The organism is Alkalihalophilus marmarensis DSM 21297 (assembly GCF_000474275.2).
GTDB lineage: Bacteria > Bacillota > Bacilli > Bacillales > Bacillaceae_D > Alkalihalophilus > Alkalihalophilus marmarensis.
Map to the genome: position 1 here is coordinate 13,431 of NZ_ATAE01000023.1, position 17,680 is coordinate 31,110.

The 17,680-nt window shown below is 41.3% G+C and carries 20 protein-coding genes, 1 tRNA gene, 1 other RNA gene and 1 other annotated feature; of the genes, 21 read left to right on the forward strand and 1 reads right to left on the reverse strand.

Annotated elements, in window-relative coordinates:
• Positions 1-33: 33 nt before the first annotated feature.
• From A33I_RS07835 to rsmI, 18 genes are all read left to right on the forward strand, one after another.
• Positions 34-144: transfer RNA gene (locus tag A33I_RS07835), tRNA-Ser, on the forward strand.
• A 75-nt stretch (positions 145-219) separates the two neighbouring features.
• Positions 220-708, forward strand: a complete 489-nt coding sequence (gene tadA, locus A33I_RS07840; protein ID WP_022627940.1) for a tRNA adenosine(34) deaminase TadA — start codon at positions 220-222, stop codon at positions 706-708.
• A gap of 81 nt (positions 709-789) precedes the next feature.
• Positions 790-1,055, forward strand: an RNA gene (ffs, locus tag A33I_RS20240) — signal recognition particle sRNA large type.
• A gap of 141 nt (positions 1,056-1,196) precedes the next feature.
• Complete coding sequence (gene dnaX, locus A33I_RS07845) at positions 1,197-2,882, forward strand: DNA polymerase III subunit gamma/tau (protein WP_022627941.1); 1,686 nt, start codon at positions 1,197-1,199, stop codon at positions 2,880-2,882.
• An 18-nt stretch (positions 2,883-2,900) separates the two neighbouring features.
• Positions 2,901-3,212 carry a YbaB/EbfC family nucleoid-associated protein gene (locus A33I_RS07850; RefSeq protein ID WP_012957039.1) on the forward strand — a complete coding sequence of 104 codons (312 nt, stop codon included), beginning with the start codon at positions 2,901-2,903 and terminating at the stop codon, positions 3,210-3,212.
• Between the two features lie 11 nt (positions 3,213-3,223).
• Positions 3,224-3,820: a recombination mediator RecR gene (gene recR / locus A33I_RS07855; RefSeq protein WP_012957040.1), complete on the forward strand. Its 597-nt coding sequence runs from the start codon at positions 3,224-3,226 to the stop codon at positions 3,818-3,820.
• A gap of 16 nt (positions 3,821-3,836) precedes the next feature.
• Positions 3,837-4,064 (forward strand): YaaL family protein, encoded by a 228-nt coding sequence (locus A33I_RS07860; RefSeq protein WP_022627942.1) that lies wholly within the window; start codon positions 3,837-3,839, stop codon positions 4,062-4,064.
• Positions 4,065-4,128: 64 nt separating this feature from the next.
• The gene (locus A33I_RS07865) at positions 4,129-4,392 is read left to right on the forward strand and encodes a pro-sigmaK processing inhibitor BofA family protein (RefSeq protein ID WP_012957042.1); all 264 of its coding nucleotides are present in this window, start codon (positions 4,129-4,131) and stop codon (positions 4,390-4,392) included.
• A 548-nt stretch (positions 4,393-4,940) separates the two neighbouring features.
• Positions 4,941-5,147 (forward strand): sigma factor G inhibitor Gin, encoded by a 207-nt coding sequence (locus A33I_RS07870; RefSeq protein ID WP_022627943.1) that lies wholly within the window; start codon positions 4,941-4,943, stop codon positions 5,145-5,147.
• A 138-nt stretch (positions 5,148-5,285) separates the two neighbouring features.
• Positions 5,286-6,737 carry an aminotransferase class I/II-fold pyridoxal phosphate-dependent enzyme gene (locus A33I_RS07875; protein ID WP_022627944.1) on the forward strand — a complete coding sequence of 484 codons (1,452 nt, stop codon included), beginning with the start codon at positions 5,286-5,288 and terminating at the stop codon, positions 6,735-6,737.
• Complete coding sequence (tmk, locus tag A33I_RS07880) at positions 6,734-7,375, forward strand: dTMP kinase (protein ID WP_022627945.1); 642 nt, start codon at positions 6,734-6,736, stop codon at positions 7,373-7,375. The genes A33I_RS07875 and tmk overlap by 4 nt, the downstream gene beginning before the upstream one ends.
• Positions 7,376-7,409: 34 nt before the next feature.
• A complete protein-coding gene (locus A33I_RS07885; RefSeq protein WP_012957048.1) occupies positions 7,410-7,739 on the forward strand; it encodes a cyclic-di-AMP receptor in 330 nt (109 codons plus the stop codon).
• Between the two features lie 15 nt (positions 7,740-7,754).
• A complete protein-coding gene (holB, locus tag A33I_RS07890) occupies positions 7,755-8,744 on the forward strand; it encodes a DNA polymerase III subunit delta' (protein ID WP_022627946.1) in 990 nt (329 codons plus the stop codon).
• Positions 8,745-8,748: 4 nt separating this feature from the next.
• On the forward strand, positions 8,749-9,579 hold the full coding sequence (locus A33I_RS07895; protein WP_012957050.1) for a PSP1 domain-containing protein: 831 nt from the start codon (positions 8,749-8,751) through the stop codon (positions 9,577-9,579).
• A gap of 15 nt (positions 9,580-9,594) precedes the next feature.
• Complete coding sequence (gene yabA / locus A33I_RS07900) at positions 9,595-9,945, forward strand: DNA replication initiation control protein YabA (RefSeq protein WP_012957051.1); 351 nt, start codon at positions 9,595-9,597, stop codon at positions 9,943-9,945.
• Positions 9,946-10,054: 109 nt separating this feature from the next.
• Complete coding sequence (locus A33I_RS07905; protein WP_022627947.1) at positions 10,055-10,795, forward strand: tRNA1(Val) (adenine(37)-N6)-methyltransferase; 741 nt, start codon at positions 10,055-10,057, stop codon at positions 10,793-10,795.
• Positions 10,792-11,061 carry a GIY-YIG nuclease family protein gene (locus A33I_RS07910; RefSeq protein WP_022627948.1) on the forward strand — a complete coding sequence of 90 codons (270 nt, stop codon included), beginning with the start codon at positions 10,792-10,794 and terminating at the stop codon, positions 11,059-11,061. Before A33I_RS07905 ends, A33I_RS07910 begins: the two co-directional genes overlap by 4 nt.
• Positions 11,045-11,908, forward strand: a complete 864-nt coding sequence (gene rsmI, locus A33I_RS07915; RefSeq protein ID WP_022627949.1) for a 16S rRNA (cytidine(1402)-2'-O)-methyltransferase — start codon at positions 11,045-11,047, stop codon at positions 11,906-11,908. Before A33I_RS07910 ends, rsmI begins: the two co-directional genes overlap by 17 nt.
• 48 nt (positions 11,909-11,956) lie before the next feature.
• Here rsmI and A33I_RS07920 read toward each other — a convergent pair whose 3' ends face one another.
• The gene (locus A33I_RS07920) at positions 11,957-12,247 is read right to left on the reverse strand and encodes an AbrB/MazE/SpoVT family DNA-binding domain-containing protein (RefSeq protein ID WP_012957055.1); all 291 of its coding nucleotides are present in this window, start codon (positions 12,245-12,247) and stop codon (positions 11,957-11,959) included.
• Positions 12,248-12,449: 202 nt separating this feature from the next.
• Between A33I_RS07920 and A33I_RS07925 the strand changes: the two genes are divergently transcribed.
• From A33I_RS07925 to metG, 3 genes are all read left to right on the forward strand, one after another.
• Positions 12,450-13,412, forward strand: coding sequence for a DNA double-strand break repair nuclease NurA (locus A33I_RS07925; RefSeq protein ID WP_022627950.1), 963 nt, complete (start codon positions 12,450-12,452; stop codon positions 13,410-13,412).
• Positions 13,413-13,424: 12 nt separating this feature from the next.
• A complete protein-coding gene (locus tag A33I_RS07930) occupies positions 13,425-15,257 on the forward strand; it encodes an ATP-binding protein (RefSeq protein ID WP_022627951.1) in 1,833 nt (610 codons plus the stop codon).
• Positions 15,258-15,327: 70 nt separating this feature from the next.
• Positions 15,328-15,569, forward strand: a binding site (T-box leader).
• Between the two features lie 66 nt (positions 15,570-15,635).
• Positions 15,636-17,636 (forward strand): methionine--tRNA ligase, encoded by a 2,001-nt coding sequence (gene metG, locus A33I_RS07935; protein ID WP_022627952.1) that lies wholly within the window; start codon positions 15,636-15,638, stop codon positions 17,634-17,636.
• The last annotated feature ends 44 nt before the right edge of the window (positions 17,637-17,680 follow it).

Sequence of the window (17,680 nt, forward strand, 5' to 3'; positions counted from 1 at the left end):
TTATATTCCTTGTCAGCAGGTTAGTAACAACACGGAGGAATACCCAAGTCCGGCTGAAGGGATCGGTCTTGAAAACCGACAGGCGGGTTAAACCGCGCGGGGGTTCGAATCCGCGCGGGGGTTCGAATCCCTCTTCCTCCGCCATATTTTAAAATGACACACATCACCTATTGGGTGGTGTTTTTTTATATCTGTATACATTGCGAGGAGGTTGCTCTGGTGGCTGAGACACACGAGGATTGGATGAAGCTTGCGCTGCGGGAAGCTGATGCGGCGGAACGAATAGGAGAGGTACCGATCGGAGCAGTGATTGTGAAAGACGGCGAAGTGATTGCTGCTGCTCATAATCGCAGGGAGTGTGACCATCAAGCAATCGCGCATGCAGAATTACTTGCCATAAAAGAAGCGTGCGATGTGTTAGGAAGCTGGCGGTTGTCTGGCTGCACTCTTTATGTAACGCTTGAACCATGCCCAATGTGCGCAGGGGCCATTGTACAGTCTCGGTTAGATCTTGTAGTATACGGTGCAGCAGACCCTAAGGCTGGCTGCGCAGGAACGTTAATGAACCTGCTGGACGAACCGCGCTTCAACCATCGTGCAGAAGTGATAAGCGGGTGTTTAGAAACAGAGTGTGGAGAAAGGCTTACCACCTTTTTTCGAAAGCTTAGAGCAAAAAGAAAGGAAGCGAAAAGGAATGGAGCTTCCTAATTCTTACACTTGCAATTTCTCCTCAAACAAACTATACTAGGAAATGCGTCAGTAAGACGCCTAACAACGTTATACAATTTGCCGTGCTAGGTGGGGAGGTAGCGGTGCCCTGTACCCGCAATCCGCTGTAGCGGGACTGAATCCCTTTCCGAGGTTTTGTCATCGTAAGGTCTGACCTAAGTAAGTGGTGTTGACGCTTGGGTTCCACGCAACGGAAACCCACGAACCCTGTCAGGTCCGGAAGGAAGCAGCAGTAAGTGGCCCCTTCCGTGTGCCGTGGAGCAGCCTGAGCCGAGCTAACTGCTTAGGTAACGCTTAGGGTGGCACTATCGAAGAAAGGTGCACGGTATTATATACATAAGATAACAACTGCTTTTGCGGTTGTTTTTTTATTGGGTTTTTTTATAGGTATCCCTCTTAAGATACTTTATTATCATCTTTTAAATCAGTATAATATGGAGTAGTGAGTGAAGAAGGAGTGGGAATCAATGAGCTATCAAGCATTATACCGCGTATGGCGTCCGCAGCAATTAAGAGATGTTGTTGGACAGGAACATATAACGAAAACGCTTCAAAATGCTTTATTGCAAAATAAGTTTTCCCACGCTTATTTGTTTTCAGGACCACGCGGGACAGGTAAAACAAGTGCTGCAAAAATCATTGCTAAAGCAATCAACTGCGAGAAGGCCCCTGTGGCAGAGCCGTGTAATGAATGTGCTGCCTGTAATGGGATCACCTCGGGTGCAATTGTAGATGTGATGGAGATTGATGCAGCATCAAATAACGGAGTCGATGAAATTCGTGATATTAGGGATAAGGTTAAGTTTGCGCCTAATGAAGTGCCTTACAAGGTATACATCATCGATGAGGTTCACATGCTTTCTACTGGTGCATTTAATGCCTTATTGAAAACATTAGAAGAACCTCCTGGGCATGTTATCTTCATTTTAGCGACAACTGAACCTCATAAAATTCCGTTAACGATCATTTCAAGATGTCAGCGCTTTGACTTCAAGCGAATCCCGAATACGGCCATTGTAGGACGGATGAATGAAATACTCTTGCATGATGGGATAGAAGTAGACGATGAGGCTCTAAATATGATCGCCCGAGCCGCTGATGGAGGAATGCGTGATGCATTGAGTTTGCTTGACCAAGCGATCTCTTATGCTGAAGGTCCGTTAACATTAGAAGATGTTCTAGCGATCACAGGCGCTGTTTCAGAACAAGTTTTAGTTAATTTGGTGGAAGCAGTGGCAAATAAAGATTCAGCGGTCGTTCTTGAATCACTTGATCAGCTTGTCAGAGATGGGAAAGAACCTGGCCGTATTTTAGAAGATCTTATCTACTACATGAGAGATTTGCTGTTATGTAAAACGGCTCCTGATTCGAAAGATTTATTAGAAAGAGCAGATTCGGGAGATAAAGCTGTTTCTCTAAGCGAACAATTTGACTTCCCTTGGCTGTATCAAGCGATTGAGATTCTGAATGGCTCGGTGCAAGAGATGAAGTGGTCTACCCATCCGAAAGTGATTCTCGAAATGGCCTTAATAAGGTTAGTGAATCAGCGTCCAAGTGAATCTTCTGCCGGTAGTGAAGTTAAATCAGAAACAGTTAAGCACCTAGAGGCAAAAATTATTTCCCTTGAAAAAGTAGTGAAGCAGCTTCAAGCAGGGGGCGGTGCCTCTTCAGCTATGGGAGAAAGCGCACCGCAGCAGTCGGTAAGACGGCCGAAAAAGCAAATTCCTCAAACGAGAGTAAATACATCTAAAGTAAAAGAGTTTCTTAAGGGAGCGAGTAAGCAGGAGCTTCAAAAGGTTACCGGGCAATGGGGTTCTATAATGGAACAAGTGAAAGCTCAAAATATTCCTGCACATGCCTGGTTGAGTGACAGCCGTCCGGTTGCAGCTGCTGAAGGCTTCATCCTTCTAGCGTTTCAAAATGAAATGCATCGTGATATGATGGATACAAAGTTCCGTCCATTTTTAGAAGAGGTGTTTCAGCAGATATTCTCCACTCAAGTGACCTTTATGACACTGCTTCAAACTCAGTGGGATAGGTTGAAGGAAGAGTATATGAAGGAACAGCGCGGGGGAGAGAGTGAGAGTGACCCTGTTGTTGATGAAGCACTGAAATTAGTAGGTGCAGATCTAGTCGAAATAATAGACGGTTAAAACAAGGAGGATCTTATTATGAAAAACATGGGTAGTATGATGAAGCAAATGCAAAAAATGCAAAAGCAAATGATGAAGGCACAGGAAGAATTAAAAGAAAAGACAGTTGAAGCAACGGCTGGCGGCGGTATGGTGACAGTCATTGCTAGTGGAGATAAGCGTATTGTAGATGTGCAAATCTCTGAAGATGTTGTAGATCCAGATGATATTGATATGCTTCAAGATCTAATTCTAGCAGCTACAAATGAAGCATTGAAAAAAGTAGATGAGCTTGTTGAGCAAGATATGGGTAAATTCACAAAAGGAATGAACATCCCAGGAATGTTCTAGGAGGTTTTGCTTTGCAATATCCAGAACCAATCGCAAAGTTAATTGAAGGATTTATGAAACTGCCAGGTATCGGACCTAAAACGGCGAGCCGCCTGGCTTTCTTTGTTTTAGATATGAAGGAAGATGATGTCTTAGATTTCGCAAAAGCTCTTGTAAATGCTAAGCGGAATCTAACGTATTGCTCGGTTTGTCATAATATTACTGATACGGACCCTTGCCGTATATGTGAGGATAAACATCGAGATGATTCTATGGTTTGTGTGGTTCAAGAAGCGAAAGATGTGATCGCTATGGAAAAGATGAAGGAGTATCGTGGTCATTACCATGTCTTACATGGTGCGATCTCTCCAATGGACGGCATAGGACCTGAGGATGTCAAAATCCCAGAACTATTAAAGCGACTGCAAGACGATACCATTCAAGAGGTAATCATTGCTACCAACCCGACTATTGAAGGGGAAGCAACGGCGATGTATATATCTCGTCTGGTTAAGCCTACCGGTATTAAAGTGACGAGAATTGCGCACGGACTGCCAGTTGGTGGAGATCTAGAATATGCTGATGAAGTGACATTATCTAGAGCAATTGAAGGTAGAAGAGAATTGTAGCGTCGAGGGGGCCGTTATGTTTTTTCGAAAAAGAGGAAAGCTGCGGAAAGAAGAAAGCGACCGTCTATTACGATCGATTGAATCGATGAAAGAACGATTGGATAATGAAAAGCATTACGTATCACACAGTGTTGATCCATCAGATGACGTGCTTGCGAGAATGAAGGCGACCGAATCTGCCTATACTTTCTTGCTAAGAGAAGCTAGAACTCAAAAAATGCGACAGAACAAGCTTGTTAGATAGCTTGTTCTTTTTTTGCGTCGGCACACATAAAATGGACTAAAGACAAGCATTAAGAGGTGATGAGATGGATCCGATCTTAGTTATAGCAATTTTGGCAGGGCTGGTTATCTTGTTATTAACCGTTGGAGCGCCGCTGAAGCCCATTCGGTTCGTCGGGCAGCTAGCCGTTAAACTTGTAATCGGAGCTTTGATGTTGTTCTTTGTAAATGCTTTTGGTTCGTTCTTTGCCTTTCACATTCCGATCAATGGAGTGACTGCATTAGTCTCTGGTGTCCTCGGAATACCTGGTCTTCTTCTATTAATTGTAACAAAACAATTTATTCTTTAAGTAGAAGCTGCGATTCTTCTAATAAGAAGATCGCGGGCTTTTTTCTTTTTAATAAATCTTTTTAAAAAAAGGGTTGCATTTATTTTTGAAGCTGTGTTATATTATTACTTGTCGCTGAGACACACCACAACAACGAACAAAAACAACTTCAAAAAAAGGTGTTGACGAAACGTTGCTGAGATGGTATATTAGTTAAGTCGCCAACGAGAGCGGCAGACAAAAAGTTCTTTGAAAACTGAACAAAAGCCAAGCGCAAATAGCTGCTCATCAGGCGCAATAAACAATCTTTGACGCATCGAGCCTCTGAACCGAGCAATTACACGAAACCCAGGCGCAATTATACACTAGACCAACGCAATTCACTTGCTGAACCCGCGCAAGCTTCCAACCTTCACGAGAGCCTATCCAATTAAATACTCTTCAATGGATAGGCACCAACCTGCTTCAGAATGAATACACTAAAGAAAAGATCTTTCGACGATATGTGAGCTCATTCATGTGTATAAAGAAAGATAACAGTGCCGACAATGAGACTAGAGGTGATGAGGATGAAACAAACCAGAGTCATTCATGTACGGCTTGGGGAGAAATGTATTTGTTGTCAGGGTGCTAGGACGGAAGGGATACGTATATTTGATTCATTCATATGCTTAAAATGTGAAGAAGGAATTGTTGATGTGGAAAGTAATGAAGAGCCTTATGGACATTTTATAACTGCGTTAAGAGGCATTAGCCCTTCTGTGAACGAAAACTAAATAGCGATTTTAAACTGATTCTAACACATTCTCATCTAACCCTAGATGCATCTATGTTAGAATCAGTTTTTTTTAGGGGACAGATAAAAGCATGAACCATTAGTTTGATTTATAATAGAGAGAAAGGAGTGAAGGGCATTGAATAGAGAAGACTCAAACACACCATTAATTAGTGCCATTCAGCAGCATTTTAAAAGGGAACCGGTCTCTTTTCATGTACCTGGACATAAAAATGGGAAGCTTTTTCATTCATCTTTAATGGAAGATTTTAAAGATATACATAAGTATGATGTAACAGAACTTGAGGGGCTTGATGATCTGCACCATCCAACCGGAGCGATATTAAAGGCACAGGAGCTTTGTGCAGCGTTTTATCAGGCCCAAGAAAGTGTCTTTCTCGTAGGAGGCTCGACTGCAGGAAACTTAGCAATGGTCCATGGTTTAACAGAAGCAGGCGGTCAAATATTAATACAGCGCAATAGTCACAAATCACTCTTTCATGCAATAGAATTATTTCAAGTAGAGCCTATCTTCTTAAAACCAGAATTAGAAAAGGAGACAGGACATCCGCTAGGCCCTTCGCTTACGACAATTGAAGAGGCGATTGATTGCTTTCCGGAAGCGAAGGTTTTGTTTCTAACCTACCCAAACTATTACGGTGCAGCCTTTGAAATGAAAACATTGATTGATAAGGCCCATGAAGCAGGGCTTATCGTTTGTGTAGATGAGGCACATGGAGCGCATTTTGCTCTAGGAGATCCTTTTCCCCCCTCTGCTTTACAGTTAGGGGCCGATATCGTTGTGCAGTCTGCTCATAAAATGCTGCCTGCTTTGACGATGGGATCTTATTTACATTTTCACCGCTCTTTAGCAAAAGAAAAAGTAGAATTGGTGAAGCACTCACTCGCGATGCTGCAATCTAGCAGTCCATCTTATTTAATTATGGCAGCATTAGACGGAGCTCGGGCATATATTGAACAATTAAATGAGGAAAATATAAATGAAGTGATAGCAGGAGTTCAATCCTTTATAGACGAAATAGCTACTATCCCTCAACTAGAGGTCATAAAGAGAAGCTGCTCCTCCTATTCACAAGACCCATTAAAGGTTACAATAAAGTCATGTACAAAGCTGTCTGGATACGAGTTGCAAGACTTATTGTTTAAAGAAGGAATTGATATTGAGTTAGCTGATGATAAACATGTTTTGTTTGTTTTCGGATTAGGAGATTATACGGATACGTCTTATCTTGCTTTAAAACTTAGGGGACTGCTCTCTGAATATAACGTAATAAATGAAGAGGTAAATATAGTAAGCAGCACGGATAAGATCACTCAATTAAGCATTCCATCCCATCAGGTTAAAAAATATTCTTATAAAGTTTGTTCAATAGATAAGGCTGTCGGTCATATAGCAGCTGAAGAGATTGTTCCATATCCGCCAGGCATTCCCCTTGTATTTAAAGGAGAAGTACTCAAGGAAAGTGTTATGAAAGATATAGTGAGATTACATGAAAGTGGAGCGGTGTTTCAAGGAAACAACCCATTAATAGACGGATTGAAGGTAGTAGATTTGGAGGAAATAAAATGAAGACAGGTTTGTTTATCACTGTTGAAGGTGGAGAAGGAGCCGGTAAGACAACGATCGTTGATAAAATAGAGCAAGATCTGCGGGCAAGAGATATTAGTGTAGTAAGAACACGAGAGCCTGGCGGTATACGCATAGCAGAACGGATTAGAGAAGTCATTCTCGATGTTGGGCATACAGAAATGGATGCAAGAACGGAAGCTCTTTTATATGCTGCGGCTAGAAGGCAGCACCTTGTAGAAAAAGTACTCCCGGCACTAGAAGAAGGAAACGTAGTTATATGTGATCGTTTTATTGACAGCAGCCTCGCCTATCAAGGTCATGCACGCGGAATTGGTTTTAACGATGTGCTGGCGATTAATGAATTTGCCATTGAAGGCAGCTACCCTGATCTAACGTTGTTTTTTAATATTGAACCGGAAGTCGGACTCGCACGAATTAAGAGAAGCGGGACTCGCGAGGTCAATCGGCTGGATCAAGAAGTATTTGATTTTCATGAGAAGGTAAAAGAAGGCTACGAGAAAGTGATCGCACAGTATCCTGAACGAATGGCTGTGATAAATGCCGATCAAGATGTAGATGCTGTATTTTTGGATGCGATGGCGGTTATTAACGACTTTCTAAAGAAATCTTCTAAGTAGTTTTACCATTATTCATTTTGAAGGAGTGGTTATGATGAAATTAATCATTGCGGTAGTTCAAGATAAAGACAGTAACCGACTATCAGAGGCGTTAGTTAAGGCAAACTTTAGAGCGACAAAGCTTGCTAGTACAGGAGGCTTTTTAAAGGCTGGTAATACTACGTTCTTAATTGGAACAGAAGATGCGCATATTGAGCAGGTAAAAGAAATTATCAAGAAAAACTGTCAAAGCCGTGATCAGCTTGTTGCTCCAATTTCACCAATGGGCGGCAATGCAGATTCTTATGTTCCTTATCCGGTAGAAGTACAAGTAGGCGGCGCGACTGTATTTGTATTACCAGTAGAGCAATTTGAACAGTTTTAAGGATGATGCATTAAAATGGAAACATGGAACGAATTAAAAGACAGTCAGCCGAAAGTTGTTCAATTATTACAGAGAAGTTTAGAAAAAGACCGTCTAGCTCACGCTTATTTATTTGAAGGAAGCAAGGGGACAGGGAAGAAGCAAATTGCATTTCAGCTGGCAAAAAGCTTTTTATGTAAGAAGAGTGAAGGTGCAGAACCTTGCTTAGTTTGCGTTGATTGTAAACGTATTGAGCATCGCAATCACCCGGATGTTCACATTATTGAACCAGAAGGGCTTTCAATTAAAAAGCAACAGGTTGAACACTTGCAAAAAGAATTTACGTACCGCGGGGTAGAATCAGGCAAGAAAGTCTATATTGTTGACCAAGCAGATAAAATGACGGCGAGTGCTGAAAACAGTCTGCTTAAATTTCTAGAAGAACCAACTGCCCCGACTTTAGCTGTGCTGATGACAGAGCGAGCGAGCAGTGTGCTGCCTACAATTCAATCACGGAGTCAGCAATTAAGTTTTTCGCCTCTCCCAAGAGAAAAATTTATTGAACGTTTGGAAAAAGAAGGTATATCACGCACGCTAAGTACGTTAATAGCAGGTCTGACTCAAAGCTATGAAGAGGCAATTGCGCTAATGGAGTCAGATTGGATTGCACAAGCACGAAGCGTAGTGATACAATTAAACGAAGAGCTTTATGAAAGACCGCATCAAGTGTTCTTAACAATTCAGGATAAATGGATTCCTACATTTAAAGAACGACGTGAACTTGAACTCGGTCTTGATATGATTCTCTTATGGTTGCGAGACCTTTTATATACACAGGTCGGCAAAACGGACCAATTAGTATTTGCTGACCAGCAGACGTTGCTAGAGCAGCAGGCCCTCTCTAGCTCGCAGGAGAAGACGAGTCAAAGCATGTCTTTTGTACTCGAAGCAAAGCGCCATTTAAGCGCCAATGTAAATCCGCAGCTGGTGATGGAGAAGTTGTTCTTTAGCATACAGGAGGGATAGACGGTTGCATCAAGTCGTAGGCGTCCGTTTTAAAAAAGCGGGCAAAATCTATTACTTCTCCCCAGGTGATTTAGAGCTTGAAAAAGGAGAAGCTGTCATCGTCGAAACATCAAGAGGTGTCGAGTATGGCCGTGTGGTCATTGGTGTCAAATCTGTAGAGGAACAAGATGTCGTATTACCTTTAAAACAAGTGATCCGCATTGCTACAGAAAAGGACCGGCTGACTGTTCAAGAGAACCGTGAACAGGCTCAAAAGGCATTTGATGTTTGTACAGATAAAATTAATGAACATCAGCTTGATATGAAGCTAGTTGATGTTGAATATACATTTGACCGCAATAAAGTATTGTTTTATTTTACAGCAGATGGTCGTATTGACTTTAGAGAGTTAGTTAAAGACCTTGCCGCTGTTTTTAGAACACGTATTGAATTGCGTCAAATTGGAGTCCGAGATGAAGCGAAAATGCTCGGCGGGATTGGCCCATGTGGGAGAGTTTTATGTTGTTCATCATTTTTAGGTGATTTTGAACCGGTGTCAATAAAGATGGCAAAGGATCAGAACTTATCATTAAATCCAGCTAAGATATCTGGCTTATGCGGGCGTTTAATGTGTTGCTTAAAGTATGAAAATGATATGTATGAGTCAGCTAAAAAAGAATTGCCTGATGTAGGAAAACATATTAAAACTCCACATGGAAAAGGTAAAGTAGTAGGGCTGAATATGCTTGAGCGGCTCGTTCAAGTAGATATACTTGAAAGTGACGAAGGAGTTCTTGAGTTTACACTCGATGAGCTGACAGAACACAAAGTCGCAGCAGCTGAAGCCAGAGAATAAAGAGGTGGGAGCTACGTGGAGAAAAAGGCAATCTTTCAAAAGGTGAGTCAAATTGAAGAACGGATCGGAGAGCTTCATCATGAGCTACGTGGCTTAAAAGAGCAGCTCGCCCACTTAATTGAAGAAAATCATTATATGCAAATAGAAAATGATAACTTAAGGAAGCGGCTCGACTCAGAAGAGGAACGAACAAATGATAAGCCTCTTGAAGATAAAGCACAGAAGAAGCCGGTGGTGGGTGAAGGCTATGATAATTTAGCACGCCTTTATCAAGAAGGGTTTCATGTGTGTAATACTCATTATGGAAGCTTGCGTTCTGATGGTGATGATTGCCTCTTTTGCTTATCATTCTTGCATCAAAAATAAAGTTGATGTATGCCTCTTAAAAAGGCCTTCCATTTTAAAAGGAAGGCCTTTTGTTTACATAGAAAACGTTTAAGCAGTGTTTAAGACAATAGAAAGGTAGTTGGACAGTTTGGATAATCTATACCAGGATGAGCGAATTGATTATATTGCCGGGACAGATCTAAAAGTCATTCAAAGTCCATCGGTATTCTCATTTTCAATAGATGCCATCTTACTCGCCCGCTTTACTTATCTTCCCATACAAAAAGGAAACATTCTCGATTTATGTTCTGGCAATGGAGTCATTCCTCTTGTATTAAGCACCCGCACAAAAGCAACGATTACAGGTGTTGAAATCCAAGAAAGACTATGGGACATGGCTCGGCGAAATGAGGAATTAAATAAATTGAACCAGCAGCTTCATTTTGAGTTAGCGGATCTTAATCAACTGCCGCCATCGATAAAAAAAGGCAGCTTTGATGTGGTGACATGTAATCCGCCTTATTTTGAAACCGTATCTGAAGAAGAGAAGAATAAAAATCTTCATTTAGCCATTGCAAGACATGAAATTCACTGCTCATTAGAAGATGTGATTCGCGTATGCAGCCAATATGTTAAACAAAAGGGGAAAGTGACGCTTGTCCATCGTCCGGAGCGTTTAAGTGATATCATTTACTTAATGAAGAACTACAGAATTGAACCAAAACGAATGCAGCTCGTTCACCCGAAAAAGGGCAAGGAGGCAAACATTGTGTTAATAGAGGGTATTAAAGATGGAAGCTCTGGTCTTAAGTGCTTGCCCCCTTTAACTGTTTATGGACTTGACGGGGAATATACAAAGGAATTTGAAGAGGTGTATATCGGATCATGAGCCATTATGTCTATATTCTTGAATGCAGCGACCACAGCTGGTATACAGGTTATACGACAGATGTAGGTAGAAGACTAGATATGCATAGCTCAGGCAAAGGTGCGAAGTATACAAAAGGACGAGGTCCGTTCACGCTTAAGTATGTACAAGAATTCGAAACGAAAAAAGAAGCACTTCAAGAAGAGTATGCTATTAAGAAGTTGAGTAGAAAGCAGAAGGAACGTTACGTTTTAGAGAGTGGTGAAAACAATGAAAGAACAAGCTAGTTTTAGAGGTGATACGGATTTTGGCGTCATTTATTTGGTGCCAACACCAATTGGTAACCTAGAAGACATGACCTTCCGTGCCATCCGTACATTAAAAGAAGCAGACTATATTGCTGCTGAAGATACGAGACAATCTAAGAAGCTTTGTAATCATTTTGAGATTACAACACCTTTGTTGAGATATGATGAGCATAATAAAGAAAAAGCAGGAAATACGCTGATTGAAAAAGTAAAAGAAGGAAAAACAATTGCACTTGTAAGTGATGCGGGTATGCCAGCCATTTCAGATCCAGGACATGACCTTGTCAAGCTAGCCATTGCAGAAGACATTTCTGTCATATCACTTCCGGGCCCGAATGCAGCTCTCACAAGCCTGATCGCCTCAGGCCTTAATACAGAATCCTTCTTCTTTGCGGGCTTTTTGCCGCGTCAGAAGAAAAACAGGACCGAAACCCTTGAGGAGCTGAAAGTGATCAAAGCAACACTTATGTTTTATGAGGCTCCTCATCGCTTAAAAGAGACTTTAGAAGCCATGCATCAAACCTTGGGAAACAGAAAAATAACCATTTGCCGGGAGTTAACAAAGAAGTTTGAAGAGTATCAGCGTGGCACGTTAGAAGAAGCTATTGAATGGTGTAAAACTGGTACAGTGAAAGGAGAATTTTGCCTGATTGTAGAAGGTTTAACAGAAGAAATTAAAGAGGACAAGTGGTGGGACGAGCTAGATCTTAATCAGCATGTAGAACATTATATTGCTCTAGGAATGCCTTCAAAAACAGCGATAAAACAAGCTGCAGCTGATCGGAATCTGCCTAAGCGAGAAGTATATCAGGCATATCATACGTAATACAAAAAAAGACTCTGGATAACAGAGTCTTTTATCATAAAGGGTTTATTAAGATTGTGTTGAACGAGAAACGTAATCTTGTAATTCTTTAATGATATCTTGAGCACCTTGTGGGCTAAGGATGATTTTACCGCCTGCAATAGAAAGGTTATCATCAGAAACTTCACCAGTAATTTGGCAAGTCATGTTTGGCTTATATTTCTTTAGAATGATGCGATCGTTATCAACGTAGATCTCAAGAGCATCCTTCTCTGCAATATCAAGTGTGCGGCGTAGTTCAATTGGAATAACTACACGACCTAATTCATCAACTTTACGTACAATACCTGTAGATTTCATTATAAATCGTCTCCTCTCAGACTAAAAAATATTTATAAGTTTATGTGTCATTATTCGACATTTTTCTCTCTGTTTTTAGAATACCAGTGTTTCCAAAACAAGTCAATTAATTTATAAATATTTTTATATAAAAACACATGTAATTTATTCCATCTCTATAAACCTTGGTATATCAGCTTTTTTAAAAGGAGGTAAATAAAGTATGTTGAACCTATCCCCAGATCTTGCAAGAAAGTTAGAAGGTATAGGAAACGAATTAAAAACGATCTACGCTGATTCGACAAATGAAAAAGAGTTTATTCGACAAAAGTTGCGTGACTCTGGCACTTACTTTCGACAAATGGAGTCGCTTTCGACAAGAACTTTGTCGAATTGGTTAAATGGTCGTGAGATAGCAGGAGTGGATGGGTCTGTGAATCAAACAAAAGGACAACCGCCGCATCTTCTTTATTTATTCCAAGCATTAGCCAAAACCATCTCAGGACATGAATGCAGAGAGTCAGATGTCTACACTCCTTTGCTTGATACAAAAGAAGAGATTGAACAGGAGAAACAGCCGATGAAATGGCGGTCTCATTTATTAGCTAAAATTGAACTTGAGGTAGCTAAGAAATTAATAGAAGAAAAGGATATAGGATTCCTTATGATGGACGGGGCTTTATATCATTATAGGATTGATGCTCCGGAAGAATGGGAAAGTTTACGACTTCTTGCTTTAGAGAAAGACGTGCTCCTTGTTGGGGTATCAGAGGAAATTACGACAGAAAATTTGATTAAACTGCCAGCTTTCAAAGATCATGCTAGAAAACCTCATACGTATGACCGTGATTTGTTGTTTGGTAAACTTAATCGAGGCGAGATGATTCATTTAGAAGACATTCAACAAAAGGCAGGCTTGTCATCATCATGGATGCGACCTAGCTCAGCACCTAGTATTACAGGATTTGACCTCTTAATTGAGCAGGTTGAGAAACGAGATCTGGTCTCTGATCTCCTCTATACCCTTACACCAAAGGATGGGAGAGGCATCCCTTTTTGGCTGGATCATGTCGATCGGGATGTTCGAGTGACAGACCGCCTAGTAGAAGCGTTAGTTGAGCAATACATTGACCCGGAAATTAAACAACGTTTGTTTATACAAAAACGTCAAGACAGACCTTATTAAGGAGGAATACGAATGCAAATTGTAGGGGTTACGACTCAGCATGAAGTATATGTTGCATCCAAAGAGCATAAGTTCCGGATGAATGAAATGGTTGTGATAGAAGATCAGTCATTAAAAAATCCTAAAGGAGAAGTAGTCGAAACTTTCTCCTATAACCGTTATATTCCAATGGGATTTGATAAGGGAATTGTCGATGATCAAGTACTGAAAACGTTAGAGCATATTGGATATGATATTGGAGCTGATGATATTCATCTAGCAAAGGTACGTCTTTTTGAAGAGGCACCGCAGCCTATTCAGACTGGGGCCAGAATCAGGCATCCAGAGTTTCATGAAATTGAATCGCTGCTTGTACATTCTAACCCGACAGATGGGATGGTGCTTGGGGAAGTGAAATCAACGGATTTTATTGCACCCAGTCTGCCAGATTCCTTAAACGGGCTGTTACATATTCAAGAAGAAGATAATCCTCGTCCTCAAAACGGTGTTCCGTTTATCTTTGATATTCGTGCAATGCAGCAATACCCTCATATCGGGGTTTTTGGCGGTTCTGGTTCAGGTAAGTCATTTGGCCTGCGTGTAATGCTTGAGGAATTGATGAAACTTCAAATTCCAACGATCGTATTTGACCCCCATTTTGAAATGAATTTCGCTGCTGCAGCGAGCGGAATAGATGATGCCCCGTCTTATCATGATCGCTATACGGTGGTACAGATTGGCCGTGATGTCGGGGTTGACTTTTCAGCTTTATCAACGAGAGATGTAGAGAGGCTTCTTCAAGCAGCGGGATCTCTTAGTGAATCTATGGTCAATGTCATTCAAACGATTCACAAGCGTAAAGACAGCTATCAGTCTTTCAGTGATCGTGTCGCCAATTTGGCAGAAGCACTTGAGCTTGGAAAACAGAAGGTAGAGGGCTTCCTTCATGATGGGGGGATGTCACGCGAGGAGATTTCGAAATACACGACATTCAAAAAGTTGTTAGATCAATTTGGCAGCCTGCCGCTAGCATCAGTTAAAGGGATTCAGTGGCGGGTGAATCGCTTAAATCAAGCAGGTTTATTCCAGCAAAATATTCGGGCGATTGAACAAGGCATTCATGCAGGACAGCTTGTTGTAGTCCAAGGTGCTGTATGGCTTCTGCAAGTTTTCTCAAGCTATGTGATTGGCTCGCTATACGGAAAGCGGCGCGCTTATAAAGATGCGAAGCTTCAGCAGCAGCAAGGAGAGTTTTTCCCGCCATTTGTCGTTGTAACGGATGAGGCACATAACTTCGCTCCAAAAGGCTACGATGCCCCGGCAAAATCAGTCTTAAAAGAAATTGCTCAAGAAGGCAGGAAGTATGGGGTATTTTTAATTTTTGCTACTCAAAGACCAACGCTGCTTGATGAAACCATTACAGCGCAGTTGAACTCGAAATTCGTATTCAGAACGGTCAGGGGGACAGATATACAGACGATAAAAGAAGAAACAGACTTAACTCATGATGAAGGAAAACGCCTGCCGTATTTGCGAAGTGGTGATGTATTCGTATCCTCCGCTATCATTGGAAGGACAATGGCTGTGCGGATAAGATTAGCTCATTCTGCCAGCCCGCATACGCTAAACCCATTTGATGAATTAAGACAAATGACCGAAGCTGGAGATGAAGCGGTGCTTACCGCTCTAAAACCACATCTTCCGATCGCTGAGATGAGTATAATGAAGGAACTTGACACATTAAATAAAGAAGCACAAAAAAGCTGGGACGTTCAATCGTGGAAACAAGAGCTTGAACGCCTGTGTCAGCAAGGAAAATTAACAAAACAAAAGACCCCTTTTGCTACGCTTTATGATCGCTCTTGACAGTTGGCTCTTTAGTTCGGTATATTTTGGATAGATTCTTGGGATAATTGAAATAAATACAATGTATATTTGTGATCCAATGACGGGATAAGTACATGTATGACCTATTTGACAGAGAGCCGGTAGAGCTGAGAGCCGGTAGTAGGCTGCATCGAAAATGGTCCTTGAGGAATCATCCTTGAGCAATGAAGTTATGTGAGGGGATGACGTAGCTGGCGTTAACAGAGAAGTCAATGACTTCATGAGCCTTTCTGCTGTGAAGAGAAAGGGAATGTTGGGTGGTACCACGTGAGATATGCTCTCGTCCCGATTTAGGATGAGGGCTTTTTGTATTGGTTAAAAACCTATTGTTTACTATTAAGTGGGAGGATTTTCTTTATGAGCGAGAACAAAACATTTTATTTAACAACCCCAATTTATTACCCTAGTGCAAAATTACATATCGGACATGCCTATACGACCGTTGCAGGGGATGCGATGGCTCGTTATAAGCGATTACGTGGATATGATGTTCGTTATTTAACAGGAACAGATGAGCATGGTCAAAAAATTGAACAAAAAGCAGCTGAAAAGGGTCTGACACCGCAGCAGTTTGTTGATGAAATTGTCGCTGATATTCAGTCATTGTGGAAAAAGCTCGATATTTCCTATGATGATTTTATTCGTACAACAGAAGACCGTCACAAAAAAGTCGTTCAAACGATCTTTGAACGCTTGCTTGAACAAGGGGATATTTATTTAGATGAATATGAGGGCTGGTACTCTATTCCTGATGAAACGTTCTACACAGAGCTTCAGCTTGTAGACCCTATTCGTGATGAAGATGGTAAAATCATTGGCGGAAAAAGCCCTGACAGCGGACATCCCGTAGAGAAAGTCCGTGAACAGTCTTATTTCTTCAAAATGAGCAAGTATGCTGATCGTCTATTGAAGTTTTACGAAGAAAACCCGACCTTTATTCAGCCGGAATCACGCCGTAACGAAATGATTAATAACTTTATCAAGCCCGGTCTTGAAGACTTAGCGGTTTCACGTACATCATTTAAATGGGGCGTACAAGTGCCAAGCAACCCTGAGCATGTGGTATACGTATGGATTGACGCTCTTTCTAACTACATTACTGCTCTTGGTTATGGACAAGATAATGATGAAGTTTATCAAAAATATTGGCCGGCAAACGTCCATCTAGTTGGGAAGGAAATTGTGCGTTTCCATACGATTTATTGGCCGATTATGTTAATGGCTCTCGACCTGCCGCTGCCAAAGAAAGTATTTGCTCATGGCTGGCTTCTAATGAAGGACGGCAAGATGTCAAAATCAAAAGGAAATGTCGTTGATCCAGAAACATTAATTGACCGCTACGGCTTAGATGCTCTGCGTTACTACTTATTACGTGAAGTACCTTTTGGTTCTGATGGAGTATTCACACCAGAAGGGTTTGTTGAGCGAGTGAATTACGACTTAGCGAATGACCTTGGTAACTTGCTAAATCGTACTGTAGCGATGATTAATAAATATTTTGATGGTTCGATTCCAACATATGTGAAAGACGCGACACCATTTGATGCGGATCTTCTAGATCTAGTTAACGCAACGGTTATAAAAGTAGAAAATGCGATGGAAGAAATGGAATTTTCCGTTGCGCTTACAGCGATTTGGCAGTTAGTAAGCCGTACAAATAAATATATTGATGAAACACAGCCTTGGATGCTTGCTAAGGACGATTCTAAAAAAGAGGAATTAGGATCTGTCATGTATCATTTAGCAGAATCGCTTCGCTATATATCTGTCCTCATTCAGCCATTCTTAACAGAGACACCGAAGAAGGTTTGGGAGCAGCTTGGTTTAGGAGAAGAAGTGACAACATGGGAGTCTCTAAGTGAGTTTGCACAAATTCCAGCTGGCGTTACCGTTCAAAAAGGAAAGCCTATCTTCCCGCGCTTAGAGGTAGCTGAAGAAGTAGCCTATATTGTAGAAAAAATGGGCGGTGCGAAAGCTAGTGAGGAACCACAAGAAGATAAGAAACAAGAAAAAAAAGAAGAGGTACCTGAAGTCGATGAAATTACAATCGACGACTTTACAAAGGTTGAGCTTCGTGTGGCAGAAGTTTTAGAAGCAGAACAAGTTAAAGGTGCAGACCGACTGCTTAAAATTCAGCTTGATCTCGGATACGAGAAGCGTCAAGTGGTATCAGGTATAGCGAAATATTATTCTCCAGACGAATTAGTAGGGAAAAAAGTGATCTGTGTAACCAACTTGAAGCCTGTTAAACTTCGCGGAGAACTTTCACAAGGTATGATTTTAGCGGGTTCAAAAGGGAAGAAACTACAATTAGCTACGATTGATGGCAGTCTGCCGAATGGGGCACAAGTGAAGTAATCGAATAAAGTCAAAAGGAGAAGAGACATGCTTCTCCTTTTGTT